Below are 15917 nucleotides of genomic sequence, written 5' to 3'. Positions count from 1 at the left end.
TGTTGGCCGGCGCCGGGATCACCGGCTCCTTCAGGACGAACTTGAGCAGATCGGCGAAGGACTGGAGCAGGCCCCAGGGCCCGACCACGTTCGGGCCGCGGCGGAGCTGGACGGCCGCCCAGACCTTACGGTCGGCATAGAGTGCATAGGCGATGAAGATGAGCAGAGCCACAAGCAGAAGCAGGCTCTGACCCAGCATGATTGCAACGCTGAGGAGGATGTCTCCAAATTCCATGATCCACTCCCCTTATTCTGAGGCCTCGAGCTTCAGCTCACCGCCAATCGGATTGGTCAGTTGGAAATATTTCACCGGGCTCACGAAGGGCACGCGGCCCGACGTGCCGCCAATGGCGGTCAGGGACCTGATCGCGAAATCCACGCCAGCTGTCTCGACCGTCTCCATCACCCCGACATTCATGTGCGGTCTTCCTTCGCCGTGCGGAAAGAAAGCATACGCATCGTGCAGCAGGAACGGGTATGGTGATCCCCATTCTGGCAAAAGAAAAGCCCCTGAAGGCAGACCTTGGATCGCTGTTACAGAGCGATCAGGTGGCCGCGCTGCCACGCGAGCCGGTCACGCCCCATCCCACCCCGTTCCGGCTCCGTCCGTTTGTGCTGGCCTCAGAATCGGCGTTGTCAGCCGGAATAGGCCGGACACGCCGGTTCTTAGCCAGTCAATGCGTGGTCGGCGTGGGCAAGAACCGAGGGGGCCACAATGTGCGTGTTCCGAACCGGATCAGCCGCCTGTGCCGCGATCGTCGGTGGATGCTCTGTCCCGTTAGGCTCCTGGGCAGCTGATCTAAAGGCTAAGGGCGCGACCCTCGTCGAGGCTGTGCGCATCTGCTCCACCCACGGCGCCGGTTTCTTCACCATCCTGGGACCGACACCTGCCTGAGGGTCGGCAGTCGGGCCCGAGGAGAAATCCGGTATCTGGAGCCAGGCGCCCGCGCCGACGATCCCATCGGCCATCGGGCCCGCAGGCCCGTCGCCCTCGACGCCCTCATCCGGACCTCTTACTGCCTGCTGCGTGCCAGGACGCAGTACGAGTTCACCCGCAACACGAGCAATTACGGGTCTGATACCTTCCGTCCCAACGAGGCCTTTGTCCAGTTCGGCGCCCTGACCGCCGGCCGTCAGGAATCGTTCTCGTCAGGCCCACGCACCGATCATCTGCTCTTCATGTTGTTCATTTGAGCGGATGACTGGATCAGATGAATGCTCGGCCAGAAACTTGTCGGCTTCCAAGGCTGCCATGCTCCCCATTCCGGCGGAGCTGATAGCCTGCCTGAACACTGGGTCGATCACGTCGCCGGCGGCCATGCACCCGGGAACAGAGGTTTTCGTCGACCAGGAGCCGACTTTGATGTAGCCGGCATCGTCCATCTCAAGCTGACCACGAAACAGCTTGGTCGCGGGATCATGGCCAATGGCAACGAAAAGGCCGTCTGTGGCGAGTTCCCTCGTCCCGCCTGTGTTCACATCACGGATCCGAACGCCCGTCACCGCCTTCATCGGCTCCTGTTCGCCGATCACCTCGTCGATGACATGGTTCCAGACCACCTCGACATTGGGTTTAGCCAGGAGGCGGTCCTGCAGGATGGGCTCCGCCCGGAGGCGATCACGCCGATGGATGATTGTGACTTTGGAAGCCAGGTTCGACAGGTAGAGCGCTTCCTCCGCGGCTGTGTTGCCGCCTCCGACCACCACAACTTCTTTGTTGCGGTAGAAAAAGCCGTCACAGGTCGCGCATGCTGAGACCCCGTGCCCGTTGAAGATCTCTTCCGAGGGCAAACTAAGCCACCGGGCCTGAGCGCCCGTGGCGATGATGAGGGCGTCAGCGATGTATGTATCGCCAGAGTCGCCTACGGCTCGGAATGGACGCTTGGAGAGATCAACGGAGGTGATGGTGTCGTACACCAGAGTGGTGCCGACATTCTCCGCCTGCTGCCGCATCTGCTCCATCAGCCATGGCCCTTGGACGGGCTCTGCGAACCCGGGGTAGTTCTCGACATCCGTCGTGATGGTGAGCTGGCCGCCCGGCTGAATGCCGGTCACTAGAAGCGGCTTGCGGTTGGCACGGGCAGCATAGATGGCGGCGGTGTAGCCGGCCGGTCCGGCTCCGATGATCAAGACCTCGGTGGGATGTGTGTTCATTGGGTGAGCTCAACAATCATAAAAAGAGGTCAGATGAATGCACCCGTCGAGACGCACGGGGCCCTGCTGCAGCATGCGAGGCTCTACGCGGCAGTATCGATGTCGTAGCGGGAGATACCGAGGTCATCGAGCTCGCGGTCGGAGAAGTGGGACAGCTCACGGACAGACGCACGGTACCGCTGAAAGGCATGGATCCTGGAAAGAACAAAAGCGACAAGCATGGGAATTCTCCGTTTGAAGTCGAAGTAATAGCTTTTCCAATGGTGGCGATCCTGCCAGCGGACCGGGCTACAAAACAGGCCCAAGACTGAGTGAAAGAACTGCACCATCGCCGTTTGTTTGCCGGGGCGTATCCACCTCGTGCTCAACAAGGTACTCTCGCGCCGGGCATCAGGAGTTCGCGGCTTCGACTTTCGTCACGATATGTGAGCGAGCCTCAAGCGTCCGATGGACCGGGCACTTGTCGGCAATCTCCGCGATCTTCTCCGTCACCGTAGGACCTGGGTCAGTCTCGAAGGCGATCCGGCGCTCGAACTGATCGATCTTGCCGTTGCGTCCTTCTCCGCAGTTGACGCAGTCTTCAGCATGAACCTTAGCGTGCCGCACCTCGACCGTGAATGGCGGAAGCTGCCAGCCCTTACGCTCGGCATACAGCTGCAGCGTCATCGACGTGCAGGCGCCGAGCCCCGCCGCCACGAAATCGTACGGACTGGGACCGCTGTCCAGGCCGCCATAGCTCTCAGGCTCATCGGCCAGCAGCCGGTTCCGGCCGGCTTCGACGACCTGCTGAAACCGGCCTTCTCCCGACGCACGGACGAGGATGCCATTGTGATCGGCAGCCGGTTCTGCACTCGACGGCCGCGGCAGATACCGAGCAAACCAGGCGCTAACCACCTCGGCAACGAAGGTCGCATCCTCGTGGCGGGTCAGGAGATGGTTAGCTCCGTCGAGAGAGATGAAGCTCTTTGGATGCCGGGCGGCTGCAAAGATCCGCTTGGCATTCTCGACCCCGACGATCTCGTCGCCAGGAGCATGCAGAACGAGCAGCGGCCGGCCAAGATTGTGGATTTTGGTTTCAAGTTGCTGCCGACGCACGTCGTCGAGAAACTGCCGCTGTATGGTGAAGCGACGTCCAGCGAGTTCCACTTCGGCCTCACCCTGGCTTTCGATGACCGGGACATGCGTGCTGAAGGTGTGGATCACGTGCTCTGTATCCGCCGGGGCACCGATCGTCACCACCGCTCGTACCTCGGGCAAGTCCGCCGCCACCGCTAGGACGGCAGCGCCTCCAAGCGAATGGCCGATCAGGAGTTCGGCCGGACCAAAATGGCTAGCGAGGTACTCGGCGGCTCGCTGGAGGTCCTCCACATTGGAGGAGAAGTTGCTGTTCGCGAATTCACCGCCTGACGCCCCAAGGCCGGTGAAGTCAAACCGCAGAACCGCGATGCCTCGCAGGGCGAGTTCGGACGCGATCCGACGGGAGGCGAAGAGGTCCTTTGAGCAGGTGAAGCAATGGGCGAAGATCGCATAGGAGCGGATCGGGCCGAGCGGAAGTTCGAGCCGAGCAGCAAGCGGATCACCGCTTGAACCGGGAAAGGTTACCTTGAGGCTTTGCATTCCGGTCTCCCGTCAGCGCAAACACGGCGCCAGCGCAGTTCTGTGGACACTTTGGGCGCTGTTCTGATCCATGGCTCGTCTTGCTTACAGACACCCAGTGCAGATTGTTCGGATGGCCCGGGCACTGCGTTCCTGAGCCCGTCGTTCGATCTCGGTTTGAGGGCCAATTTTCGCGGTGCCTGGATTGGGAACCGTCGCGCCAGTCCGAGCGAAACTCCGCCCAGCCACTTCCACCATCCTCATTGGCTGGACCGATGGTGATGTTTGCTGGACATAAGACTGAGATTGTGCCTGAGCCGTTGTGATGGTGCCCGTCACCGCAGCGACAACAACGCTGACAGCGAGAATACTCCGGTTCAATCTAGCGAGTGTGTTGATTAACTTCATGATGAACTCTCCCGCTCTCGACAGCGAATGGCTGATCTCAGCAACACAACTCGAGCCCAGCCCCGATCCAAAAGATACAGATCTGTATCGTTAATCAGTGATGTAGACTGGTCTGTATCGTTTTGCAAGCCCCAGATTCAAAAAACGGTCTTGGCGGGAGAGTTCAGGCGGAGCTTGGTGGTTGTGCGCCCGTGGGCTCAGGCTCAAGCTTGGCTTCAAGCGCCGCCTGAACGTCAATCGCTCAGCAGGGCTGGCTTAACGCAGACGAATAGGCCGCTGCCCCTCCGAACCAAACTGCCCAGCCGCTATCTGGTGAGCGCCTGAGGCTCGATGCTCGGGCGGATGGTCGGCTTGTCTGGCTTTAAACCCCATGCGAATCGTGCCGTGTATTTGCGCACATACGGTTCAGAAAACACTGAGACAATTTCTGCTCAAATCTGTACCATTCCGTCCGAACTCAGCCCCAGGATGTAAGCCGGGAGACGCTGATGACAGTTCCATTGCGGCACGTACCAGTTCCCGGCACCTCGCCCGTGCAGGCGGGTGAAACCTGGTTCGTGCATTCCGAGCGGAGCCTCTTCATCATCGCGGTTGAGCCGGCGAACTCCGTCATCAAGGCCATCAATCTGGCGCATCAGGGTGCCACCGGCCTGGACCTCTGCACGGGGCAATCATGAGCCCGGACGACGCTGCGATCCTGCAGATTCACAACCATACCTTGCGGCTGAATCACCAATGGGACACCCTGATAGGCGAGCACGTGGTGCTGCCGCGCCCCAAGCCGCATGAGTTCACGCTGCATAGCAGCCGGCACTTCCTTGCCCTGGTGAACTTCCAGCGCAAGGACGGGGAAACCACCGCTGATGGGATTACGCGATCCACCTTGCGGGACGTTCGCGGCCGGCTGAGCTTCATTCCGGCCGGCTGCCGCATGCAGGGATGGACCCACCCCTCGACCAGGCCCATGGTCATTACGACCGCTTATCTCGATCCAGCCCTCTGCCCACCTCTGGATGGCGGGGAGCGCCAGCTCTACCCGATGCTGTATTTCGAGCATCCATTCTTGGCCCAACTGATGCTGCAGCTTGACCGGATCCTGGCGCACCCGGAGAATTACTCGCGCGTGTATGTCGAGTCATTTTCCATCGTTCTGCTCTTCGAGATCATGCATCTTCAGACGGTTGGCCCCCTGACGCCCCCTCGTGAAGCGAGCCGGGCGAAGGGCGGGCTCGCGGGTTGGCAGCGCAAGGCAGTGTGCGAGTACATTGAGGAGAACCTCCACCAGGATATTTCGCTCATCGAGCTGGCGGCAATCGCACGGCTCAGCCCGTACCATTTCTGCCGGGCCTTCAAGGAGACCGTCGGGCAGCCGCCGCACCACTACCAGATAAGCCGCCGCATCGAGCGGGCCAAGGCGCTGCTGGCCGAACCTACCCAGTCGGTCACTGATGCCGCAGCGGCGGTTGGCTACAGCAGCCCGAGCCGGTTCTCGGCCCTCTTCCGACAGATCACAGGCCTCTCGCCCCGGGAGTACAGGCGGACGATTATCTAGAGCATCGGACGAACAGGCGGATCCACGACATCCCACCCCTCTCCCCTGGGCAGAGGTGGAACCAAGCGGGTCGGACAAACCGTCAAATGCTCTAGTGGTTGGCTCAACGGTTTGAGAGACCCGTCAGGGTGCCTGGTGCAGAATGTCGGTGTAGAGCTCTGATGGATCGGGCTCCAGATCCTTCGTGGCGAACTCGGCCGCCTCGTTGACAATTTCGCGCACTTGGCTGTCGATGGCCTTGAGCTCGTCTTCCGACACCTTCCAGCGCTCAAGCAAGCGGCGGCGGGATTGCTCGATGGGGTCGCGCTCCTCGCGGATCTGGTCGACTTCCTCCCTCGTCCGGTACTTCGCCGGATCCGACATGGAGTGGCCACGATAGCGGTAGGATAGCATCTCGAGGATGTAGGGGCCCTTGCCGGTGCGGGCATGCTCGATGGCGCGCTGGCCGGCGGCGTAGACCGCACGGACATCCATGCCGTCCACCTGCTCGCCCGGGATCCCAAAGAACACGCCGCGTTTCGAGAAGTCCGTCTGCGCCGAGGCGCGGCTCATCTCCGTGCCCATGGCGTATCGGTTGTTCTCGATCACGTAGACCACCGGCAGCTTCCAGACTGCCGCCATGTTGAAGCTCTCCGAGACCTGGCCCTGGTTGGCCGCACCCTCGCCGAAGTAGGTCAGGCAGACATTGCCGTTCTCGCGATAGTGGTTGGCAAAAGCAATGCCGGTACCGAGCGACACCTGGGAGCCCACGATGCCGTGACCGCCGTAGAAATGCTTTTCCTTCGAGAACATGTGCATCGAGCCACCTTTTCCTTTTGACAGGCCGCCGCGGCGCCCCGTCAACTCGGCCATGACGCCCTTCGGATCCATGCCGCACGCCAGCATGTGACCGTGATCACGGTAGCCGGTGATCATCTGGTCGCCCTCTTTCGTCGCCATCCCCATGCCAACCACGATGGCTTCCTGGCCGATATAGAGGTGGCAGAAGCCGCGGATCAGGCCCATGCCGTACATTTGGCCAGTCTTTTCCTCGAAGCGCCGGATCAGCAGCATCTCGCGATACGCGTGCGCCTCCTGATCCTTAGTAAATTTCTGCTGATCCTTATTGGATTTTAGTGCCATGGTGCTCTCCCGACTCCTGGTGTCAGGCCAATGTGCTTCGCCCACGATTCACTCCGCTGCGAGAGGTGGCTGGTGCTCATGCTGGTACGCGACGATCCGCTCCAACAACAGCGGACGAAAGTGGCGGATCAGTCCCTGCACGGGCCAGGCGGCGGCGTCGCCAAACGCACAGATCGTATGGCCCTCCATCTGCCGCGTGACCTGCTCCATCAGGTTGATCTCATCCGGATCGGCACGGCCCTCGACCATCCGGTACACCACCCGCATCACCCAGCCGGAACCCTCCCTGCAAGGGGTGCACTGGCCGCAGCTTTCGCGCTTGAAGAACGCGCTCAGACGGGCGATGGCCGCAATCAGGTTCATCGATCGATCCATCACCACGATCGCGGCGGTGTCCAGTCCGCTTTTGGGCTCACTGAGGGTGTCGAAAACCATCAGCAAGGTATTACAGAGATGCTTTCGCACCAGCGGCATGGATCCACCTCCGGGGATCACGGCCAGAAGGTTGTTCCACCGTCCCCGCACGCCCGCCGCATAGGTGTCAATCAGCTCGCGCAACGGGATGCTCATGGCTTCCTCGACATTGCAGGGCCTGTTCACATGGCCTGAGATCGAATAGATCTTGGTGCCGGAGTTGTTCGGCCGGCCAAAGCCCGCAAACCAGGCCGCGCCACACAGCAAAATCGTCGGTACGACGGTAATGGTCTCGACGTTGTTTACAGTGGTCGGGCAGCCGTATAGGCCGATCGCCGCCGGGAACGGCGGCTTCATGCGGGGCATCGCCTTTTTGCCTTCGAGGCTCTCAAGGAGGACTGTCTCTTCCCGGGCGATATAGGCGCCAGCCCCACGGTGGAGATAAAGATCGAAGTCCCACCTGGAGTCACAGGCATCTCGGCCGATCAAGCCAGCACCGTAGGCGTCGTCAATCGCCTGCTGCGGATGAGCGGCTTCCTGGATAAACTCGCCGCGGATGTAGATATAACAGGCATGGGCGCCGATGGTGAACGACGCGAGCAGACAGCCTTCGATCAGTTTGTGCGGATTGTCGCGTAGGATTTTGCGGTCCTTGCAGGTTCCAGGCTCAGAGTCGTCGGCATTGACCACAAGGTAGCTGGGCAGCCGATCGGACGACTTCGGCGTGAACAACCATTTCAGGCCTGTCGCAAATCCCGCGCCCTCCCGCCCGCGGAGCCCCGATGCCCTGGTCTCATTGATAATCCAGTCCCGTCCCCGCGCCAGCAGCTCGGACGTTCCATCCCAGTCCCCGCGCATGCGGGCGCCGGCGAGCCGCCAATCGTGGAAGCCATAGGGGTTCGTGAAGATCCGGTCCCTGTCGCTGAGCATGACCAGGTCCCCTCGTGTTGTTCGAGGTCCCCATCGGCCCGTCCACCAGGGCAGCCGAGCAGGCGTTGCCATACCCTACTACAATCAGGGTCAAGGTTCAGGCCGGGCGCTCCAGATTGCCGCAATTTCCGATAACTCGGCGCAATTCTTGAACTGTCGTTGCTCCTCGCGGGCGGTACAATACTTCAGTATTGCGTCATGTTTTCTGCACCAAAGACGTAGGTGGGATGCGGACGCATCTCTTGCCGAGCATGACCTCTGCGTAATGGCGCAGACACCGGACGATCCCATCTGGTGGAGGCAGCGGAACCCATGACAATCCCTCAAGCCCCAAAGCAGGTTCATCGGAGCGGGCCCCTTCCATGGCAGCGGCGGGGCCGTGTTCGCGTATGCCGCGCCATGGCGGGGCTCCGGTACCAATGTGTGCTCACCGTGCTTGGATCATGGTTTGCGGCAGGAAGTCTGGCCTTTGCCCAGGGTGGTCCTGCTCCGCCGCCCGTGACGGTCGCCAAGCCTGTGGTGAAGGACATTGTCGAGCGGACCGACTTCATCGGGCGCTTCGAGGCGGTCGATCAGGTTGACATCCGCGCGCGGGTCTCAGGTTATCTCGACAAGGTTCATTTTCAGGACGGATCCCTCGTGAGGGCGGGGACCCTCCTCTTCACCATCGATCCACGCCCCTATCGCAATGCGCTCGAGCAGGCGCAGGCGGCCGTCACATCCGGCCAGGTCCGACTGGATTTTGCCCAGAGCGACCTGGCTCGGGCCGAGCAGTTGCGGATGACCGGCAACATCCCTGACCAGATCTTCGACCAGCGGCGACAGGCCTTCCTGACCGGGAAAGCGGAACTCGACCGAGCCCAGGCGGCCCTGCGGCAGGCGCAGCTCGATATTGAGTTTACAGAGATCAGGGCACCCCTGACCGGCCGGATCTCCCGCAAGCTCGTGTCCGAGGGCAACTTGGTCAACGCCAACGAGACACTCCTGACGAACATCGTTTCGCTCCACCCGATCCAGTTCTATTTCGACGTGGACGAGCGCTCCTTCCTGGCCTATGCACCCCAGCCCCAAGGGGGCGCGAGGACAGCCGCCAACGGATCGGCTAATGAGGCTCTGCTCACGCTGACGGATGAGCGCCTGGGGCAGCGCAAGGGACAGATCGATTTCGTCGACAACCGGCTGGATGAGGCCAGCGGCACGATCCGGGTGCGTGCGGTCTTCGACAACAAGGATATGCTGCTGACGCCCGGCTTGTTCGGCCGCGTGACGATCGGGGCTTCGGATCCTTATAAAGGCGTTCTCCTGCCCGATGAAGCCATCGGCAGCGATCAGGATCGGCGGGTGGTCTACGTGGTGGGCGAGAACAATGTCGTCAACCTTAAGCCCGTGCGCATCGGTCCTAGGATCGACGGCTACAGGGTTATTCGCAACGGGCTGACCGGCAACGAGACGGTGGTCGTGAACGGCCTCGTCCGGGTTCGGCCCGGGGCGCCGGTCACCCCCGAAATGACGACGCTTCCCCCGACGCGGGAGCGAAACGGCACCTGACCTCGCCATTGAGGACGCCTCCATGCGCATGGCCCATTTTTTCGTCGATCGTCCTATCTTCGCGACCGTCCTGTCAGCCCTTTTCTTGATCATTGGCGGCATTGCCTACACGGCCCTGCCGGTGGCTCAGTATCCGGACATCACGCCTCCCACCGTGGTGGTAAGAGCAAGTTACCCCGGGGCCGATGCCCAGACGGTCGCGGCCACCGTCGCCACCCCTCTGGAGCAGCAGATCAACGGCGTCGAGGACATGCTCTACATGTCCTCCTACTCCACCGGCGATGGCGCCATGGCGCTGACGATCACCTTCAAGCTCGGCACCGATCTCGACAAGGCGCAGGTGCTGGTTCAGAACAGGGTGGCGATTGCGACGCCGCGCCTGCCCGAGGAGGTGCGCCGCCTCGGGGTCACGACCCTCAAGAGCTCGCCCGACCTGATGATGGTCGTGCACATGCTCTCCCCGGACGACTCGTACGATCAGCTCTATGTCTCGAACTATGCCCGCAACTACGTCCGCGACATCCTGTTGCGGCTCGAAGGTGTAGGAGACCTCATCATCTGGGGCGAGCGGCAATATTCCATCCGCATCTGGCTTGATCCGGAGAAGCTTGCCTCCTACGGCATGTCGTCGAGCGAAGTCGTGCAGGCGATTCAGGAGCAGAACGTCCAGGTCTCCGGCGGAGCCCTGGGGCAGGAGCCGACACCGACGGACGCGGCCTTCCAGCTGACGGTGACGACGCAGGGCCGCTTCGAGGATCCGCGTGAGTTCCGGCAGATCATCGTCCAGGCGACGCCGCAGGGGCGCCTCGTGCGGCTGCAGGATGTGGCCCGCATCGAGTTAGCGGCCCAGGATTACGTGACGAACTCCTACCTCGACGGAAAGCCCGCGGTTGCGCTCGGGATCTTCAGCCGGCCCGGCACAAACGCCCTGGATGCAGCAGGTCAGATCATCGACAACATGGAGCGGCTCAAGGCCAAGTTCCCACCAGGCATCGAGTACCGGATTGTCTACAATCCCACAGAGTTCATCGCTGCGAGCGTGCACGAGGTCTATAAGACCCTGCTCGAGGCCACGGTGCTCGTGGTGATCGTCGTGTTCGTGTTCCTGCAGAGCTGGCGCTCAGCGATCATCCCCATCGTGGCGATCCCAATTTCGTTGGTCGGCACCTTCGCCTTCATGGCAGCCCTTGGCTTTTCCGTGAACACGCTGACCCTGTTCGGCATGGTGCTGGCCATCGGCATTGTGGTCGACGATGCCATTGTGGTGGTTGAGAACGTGGAGCGAAATATAGCCCTCGGGCTCTCTCCGCGCGATGCCGCCCATGTCACCATGGACGAGGTTGGCACGGCCCTTGTGGCCATCGCGCTGGTCTTGGCCGCAGTCTTCGTGCCGACAGCGTTCATTCCCGGCATCTCCGGCCAGTTCTACCGGCAGTTCGCGCTGACCATTGCCGTGTCGACCGTCATCTCGGCCTTCAACTCTCTCACCCTGTCGCCGGCTCTCGCCGCAATGCTGCTGAAGCCGCACAGCCACGAGCACTCCAGCAATCCGGTTTCCCGGTTCGGGCGAGCCCTCGCGGGCGGCTTCAACCGGGGCTTCGATGCCATGTCCAACAGCTATGCCAGAGCGGTTGGGGTGATCGCACGGCACAAGCTGATCGTGCTCTCAATCTATGTCGGCCTGCTCGCCGGGACCGCGTGGATTGTCAACCACGTGCCGCGTGGCTTCATCCCAACCCTGGACCAGGGCTATGCCATTGTCGTGGTGCAGCTGCCGGACGGCTCCTCCTTGTCCCGCACCGACGCAGTGGTGCAAAAGGCGTCCAAGATCATCCAGGAAGCGCCGGGTGTTCAGAGCGTGTCGGCCTTTGCCGGCTTCTCTGGTGCGACCTTTACCAACGCAACCAACGCTGCAGCGATCTTCGCTGTCTTCAAGCCGTTTAAGGAGCGGATCGAGACTGGGGATTTCGGCACCAAGATCGTTGAGGATCTCTTCGCCCGCATGCAGCCGATCCAGGAGGCGTTCATCATCGCCATCCCGCCCCCGCCCGTCCGCGGACTCGGCAGTTCGGGCGGCTTCAAGGTGCAGTTGCAGAACCAGACCGGCGATGACGTGCGCGGGATCCTCGCGGCCGCCTACCAGCTGATGGGACAGGCCCGGCAGAACCCGAACCTCTCTGGTGTGTTTACGACCTTCTCGGCCAACTCGCCTCAAGTGTACCTCGAGATCGACCGCCAGAAGGCGAGTATCTTGAACGTGCCGATCCCAAACATCTTCGAGGCGCTCCGGATCAACCTCGGCACCGCCTATGTCAACGACTTCAATGCCTTCGGCCGTGTCTATCAGGTGCGGGCGCAGGCCGATCAGCGATTCAGGGTGGACCAGGAGGACATCAACCGGCTGCGGGTTCGCTCCTCCACCGGCGCCCTCGTGCCCATGGGCACGCTGGTTGCGATGCGGGAAGTTTCAGGGCCCGATCTGATCCAGCGCTACAACATGTTCACTTCAGTGGCGCTGCAGGGTAACGCGGCTCCGGGCGTGTCCTCAGGGGATGCGCTCGATGCCATGGAGGAGCTCGTCCGGCAGAACCTCTCGCCCAGTATGGGCTTTGAGTGGACCGAGCTGGCTTTCCAGGAGCGGCAGACCGGCAACACAGCAGTGTTCATCTTTGCCTTGTCCGTGCTCTTTGTGTTCCTCGTGCTCGCGGCCCAGTATGAGAGTTGGTCCCTGCCGATCGCCATCATCCTGATCGTCCCCATGAGTGTGCTCTCCGCACTGATCGGCGTGATGATCCGGGGGCAGGACAACAACATCCTGACCCAGATCGGCCTTGTGGTTCTCGTCGGACTGGCGGCCAAGAACGCCATCCTGATCGTTGAATTCGCCAAGCAGGCGGAACAGGAGGGCAAGACACCCATGGCCGCGGTGGTGGAGGCCTGCCGCTTGAGGTTGCGCCCGATCCTGATGACGGCTTTCGCTTTCATCCTCGGCGTGGTGCCGCTGGTGATCGCCACTGGCCCCGGGGCCGAGATGCGGCAGGCCCTGGGCACGGCGGTGTTCGCCGGCATGCTGGGCGTGACCCTGTTCGGGCTGTTCCTGACGCCCGTCTTCTACGTAACAATGCGACTTGTGGCCCTGCGGCTGGACAGGAGGCGCCGCCCCAAACCTGCCCGGATCGCGGTTCCTGCGTCATCTCCAGCCGAATGACAGGCCAGAAATCCCGGGCCGCCCGCTCCATCTTGGGGATCGTCACCTGGGGCGACTTGAGCGAATGGAGAAGACCAATGGCAGAACCATCATCCCACCCAAGCCGGCGCAATCTCCTGGTTGCCGCGGGTGCATTGAGCCTGCTTCCGGCGGGCTTGGTCAAGGCAGCCGAAAGCGACGCCATTCGCCCCTTCACCGTCAACGTACCCGAAGCCGAGCTCGATGAGCTTCGGCGTCGTATCACCGCAACCCGCTGGCCCGACCGCGAGACGGTCAATGATCAGTCGCAGGGCATCCAGCTCGCCAAGATCAAGCCGCTCGTCGAGCATTGGGGCACCGGCTACGACTGGCGCCAGGCGGAAGCAAAGCTGAATGCCCTGCCGCAGTTCATGACTAGGATCGACGGCGTCGACATCCACCTCGTTCACGTCCGCTCGAAGCATCCCAACGCACTGCCGCTGATCATGACCCATGGCTGGCCGGGATCGGTGTTCGAGCTGCTCAAGACCGTCGGCCCGCTGACCGACCCACCATCCCACGGCGGACGGGCGGAGGACGCCTTCGACCTCGTTCTGCCCTCGATGCCGGGCTACGGCTTCTCCGGCAGGCCAACCGACACCGGCTGGGGCCCCGAGCGCATCGCGCGAGCCTGGGCGGAGCTGATGAAACGCCTCGGCTACAGCCGCTACGTCGCCCAGGGGGGCGACTGGGGCTCGCCCGTCTCCAGCGCCATGGCCCGCCAAGCGCCGGTTGGTCTGCTGGGCATTCATATCAACCTGCCGGCGACGATCCCGCCCGAGGTGGACCAAGCCCTGGCCGCCGGTGGGCCCGCGCCGGCAGGGTTGTCCGACAAGGAACGCGCGGCCTTCGATGGGCTCAGCGCCTACGCGAAGATGGGGAGCAGATCCTACGCGGTGATGATGGGCACCCGGCCGCAGACGATCGGCTTGGCCATCACCGACACCCCGGCAGGTCTTGCGGCGTGGATGCTCGGGCATCCGGGCTTTGCGACATGGACCTACAGCAGCAGTGACCCCGAAAAGACTCCGGACGAGGTGCTGGACGACATATCGCTGTATTGGCTGACGAACACCGCGGCCTCGGCCGCCCGTATCTACTGGGAGAACAAATCCAACATTCTGTCGGCGACGTCGGAGAAGACCGCCGAGATCTCGCTTCCAGTGGCAATCACGGTCTTTCCGGGAGAGGTCTATCGGGCCCCGGAAACATGGGCCCGGCGCGCCTACCGCAATCTTGCCTACTTCCATGAGGTCGACATGGGCGGTCACTTCGCCGCCTGGGAGCAGCCGGAACTCTTCAGCGCAGAGTTGCGAGAGGCCTTTAGACCTCTCCGCAAACCGCTCTAGAGACGTTCGTACTAGGTTTCGTTCAAGTGCCATTTCCGGCCCACAGCTCGCTTACGGCCGTCGAGGTGCTCAAGTCGAGATCGGCTTCACGATGGTCTCTGGTGTCCGATGCAAAGGGAGGTAAATCCGATGAGCCCACTGCCTTTCAGCATTGATCGCGATGCCAAGGCATCGCTCTCGTCCCAGATCTACACAGGTCTTCGCGACGCTATTCATCAGGGCACCCTCACCCAAGGTTCACGGTTGCCGTCCTGGCGCGACCTCGCAGTTCAGCTGGGGGTATCGCGGGGCACGGTCCGGGTCGTCTATGAGCGCCTGCTCGACGAGCAGCTTCTCATCTCGCGCGGCGCCAGTGGTACATGGGTCTCGGATGCGCCGATTGCCCCCCCGGCGGTGCCGGAGCGGTCGATCAGCCACCCCTTTCCCGACTTCTGGCCAGACTTCGGCAATCGCCCGGCGACGTTCCAAATGGGCGTGCCCGCGCAGGACGCCTTTCCATTCAAGCTCTGGGCCCGCATGATGCTGCGGAACGCCCGGGCGGCCGCCTTGCAGCCGGTCAGCTACCCGGATCCGCGGGGCGCTCCCGCGCTCCGGCAAGAGATCGCCTCGTACTTGGCGATTGCCCGCGGCCTGCAGTGCACCGCCGACCAAGTGTTGGTCACGGCGGGATTTTCTGTGGCCGTCGGAATCGCCGCGAGGGCGCTGAAGCTGGAGGGCACCCACGCCTGGCTTGAGGATCCAGGCTTTCCCCTGACGCGGCGGGCCCTAGAGATCGCCGGCTTGACTGTCGTTCCAGTGCCAGTCGATGGCGAGGGCCTCGACGTTCAGCACGGAATAGCGATCTCCGACCAAGCTGCGCTCGCGCTGGTGACGCCGGGCCAGCAGGCCCCGCTCGGAATGACCATGACGCTCGCCCGGCGCAAGGCGCTGCTCGCCTGGGCGACACGCCAAAACGCCTACGTCATTGAGGATGACTATATGGGCGAACTGCAGCTGGAGGGGCGGGCTGCGCCGGCGCTGGCTTCCATCGACCGCGCTGGCCGGGTGTTGCATGTCGGCACGTTCAGCAAAACCATTAGTCCGTCTCTGCGTCTGGCCTTCATGGTGGTGCCGTCTCATCTGGCGCTGACCTTCGCGGAGGTCGCCGCCTGCCTGGCTCCTGCCCCCAATGTGGCCGTCCAGCAGACAGTCGCCGAGTTCATTCGCGAGGGCCATTACCTGCGTCATCTCCGGAAGATGAAACGCCTTTACGCTGCCCGGCAACAGAAGCTGGCCGATACGCTCCGCGAACTGGTGCCCTCAGGCTATGCCGTGGAGGCCCATGGCGGCTTTGCCGTGCGGCTCATCCTTCCTGATGACTCTAATGATGTTGCCGTGGCGGAACGAGCCCTGCAATACGGCCTGGCGCCCGTGCCGCTGTCACCGTGGTACCTGATAGCGCCGGCGCCCCGGGGCTTGCTGCTGGGCGCCACGAACTATGCCGAGCGGACGCTGCGGAAGGACTGCATCAAGCTCCTGGAACTGGTTGAGGCAAGCGGAGGCGGCAGACGTGGGCAGGCGCATGCGGGAGGGCCAAGCTGAGCGCCAGTCCAAGCCGTGTTCGACCCCAGGCGGTTGC

Annotated in this window: 14 protein-coding genes; 7 read left to right on the top strand and 7 right to left on the bottom strand. The window is 62.5% G+C overall.

Annotated elements, in window-relative coordinates; translation table 11 throughout:
- Both NF876_RS20940 and NF876_RS20935 read right to left on the bottom strand, forming a co-directional pair.
- On the bottom strand, positions 1-235 hold a 235-nt coding region (locus NF876_RS20940), incomplete at its 3' end, for an NADH-quinone oxidoreductase subunit H (protein WP_262270573.1).
- A gap of 12 nt (positions 236-247) precedes the next feature.
- The gene (locus NF876_RS20935; protein WP_262270572.1) at positions 248-418 is read right to left on the bottom strand and encodes a hypothetical protein; all 171 of its coding nucleotides are present in this window, start codon (positions 416-418) and stop codon (positions 248-250) included.
- A 422-nt stretch (positions 419-840) separates the two neighbouring features.
- On the opposite strand from NF876_RS20935, the gene NF876_RS43510 reads away from it, so the two are divergent.
- Positions 841-1194, top strand: coding sequence for a porin (locus NF876_RS43510; protein WP_373696699.1), 354 nt, complete (start codon positions 841-843; stop codon positions 1192-1194).
- On the opposite strand, the gene trxB is transcribed toward NF876_RS43510, so the two are convergent.
- From trxB to NF876_RS20920, 3 genes are all read right to left on the bottom strand, one after another.
- Positions 1150-2154: a thioredoxin-disulfide reductase gene (gene trxB / locus NF876_RS20930; RefSeq protein ID WP_262270571.1), complete on the bottom strand. Its 1005-nt coding sequence runs from the start codon at positions 2152-2154 to the stop codon at positions 1150-1152. The genes NF876_RS43510 and trxB overlap by 45 nt on opposite strands.
- An 83-nt stretch (positions 2155-2237) precedes the next feature.
- Positions 2238-2375: a DUF1127 domain-containing protein gene (locus NF876_RS20925; protein ID WP_262270570.1), complete on the bottom strand. Its 138-nt coding sequence runs from the start codon at positions 2373-2375 to the stop codon at positions 2238-2240.
- Between the two features lie 169 nt (positions 2376-2544).
- Positions 2545-3771 (bottom strand): bifunctional alpha/beta hydrolase/OsmC family protein, encoded by a 1227-nt coding sequence (locus NF876_RS20920; protein WP_262270569.1) that lies wholly within the window; start codon positions 3769-3771, stop codon positions 2545-2547.
- A gap of 875 nt (positions 3772-4646) precedes the next feature.
- Between NF876_RS20920 and NF876_RS20915 the strand changes: the two genes are divergently transcribed.
- Together NF876_RS20915 and NF876_RS20910 are read left to right on the top strand one after the other, a co-directional pair.
- Complete coding sequence (locus tag NF876_RS20915) at positions 4647-4835, top strand: hypothetical protein (RefSeq protein ID WP_262270568.1); 189 nt, start codon at positions 4647-4649, stop codon at positions 4833-4835.
- Complete coding sequence (locus NF876_RS20910; RefSeq protein ID WP_262270567.1) at positions 4832-5710, top strand: helix-turn-helix domain-containing protein; 879 nt, start codon at positions 4832-4834, stop codon at positions 5708-5710. Before NF876_RS20915 ends, NF876_RS20910 begins: the two co-directional genes overlap by 4 nt.
- Before the next feature lie 123 nt (positions 5711-5833).
- Here NF876_RS20910 and pdhA read toward each other — a convergent pair whose 3' ends face one another.
- Positions 5834-6832: a pyruvate dehydrogenase (acetyl-transferring) E1 component subunit alpha gene (gene pdhA / locus NF876_RS20905; RefSeq protein WP_262270566.1), complete on the bottom strand. Its 999-nt coding sequence runs from the start codon at positions 6830-6832 to the stop codon at positions 5834-5836.
- A gap of 48 nt (positions 6833-6880) precedes the next feature.
- Positions 6881-8176, bottom strand: a complete 1296-nt coding sequence (nuoF, locus tag NF876_RS20900; RefSeq protein WP_262270565.1) for an NADH-quinone oxidoreductase subunit NuoF — start codon at positions 8174-8176, stop codon at positions 6881-6883.
- A 399-nt stretch (positions 8177-8575) separates the two neighbouring features.
- On the opposite strand from nuoF, the gene NF876_RS20895 reads away from it, so the two are divergent.
- The 4 genes from NF876_RS20895 to pdxR all read left to right on the top strand — a co-directional run bounded on the left by NF876_RS20895 (position 8576) and on the right by pdxR (position 15880).
- The gene (locus NF876_RS20895; protein ID WP_373696698.1) at positions 8576-9724 is read left to right on the top strand and encodes an efflux RND transporter periplasmic adaptor subunit; all 1149 of its coding nucleotides are present in this window, start codon (positions 8576-8578) and stop codon (positions 9722-9724) included.
- 22 nt (positions 9725-9746) lie between these two features.
- Entirely contained in the window at positions 9747-12932 is a 3186-nt protein-coding gene (locus NF876_RS20890) for an efflux RND transporter permease subunit (RefSeq protein ID WP_262270563.1), read from the top strand.
- A 77-nt stretch (positions 12933-13009) separates the two neighbouring features.
- On the top strand, positions 13010-14299 hold the full coding sequence (locus NF876_RS20885) for an epoxide hydrolase family protein (RefSeq protein WP_262270562.1): 1290 nt from the start codon (positions 13010-13012) through the stop codon (positions 14297-14299).
- A 129-nt stretch (positions 14300-14428) separates the two neighbouring features.
- Positions 14429-15880: a MocR-like pyridoxine biosynthesis transcription factor PdxR gene (gene pdxR, locus NF876_RS20880; protein WP_262270561.1), complete on the top strand. Its 1452-nt coding sequence runs from the start codon at positions 14429-14431 to the stop codon at positions 15878-15880.
- The last annotated feature ends 37 nt before the right edge of the window (positions 15881-15917 follow it).

It is taken from the genome of Microvirga yunnanensis, assembly GCF_025460875.1.
The sequence above is the reverse complement of the archived record's forward strand: the minus strand, read 5'-3'. Positions and strand labels throughout refer to the sequence as shown.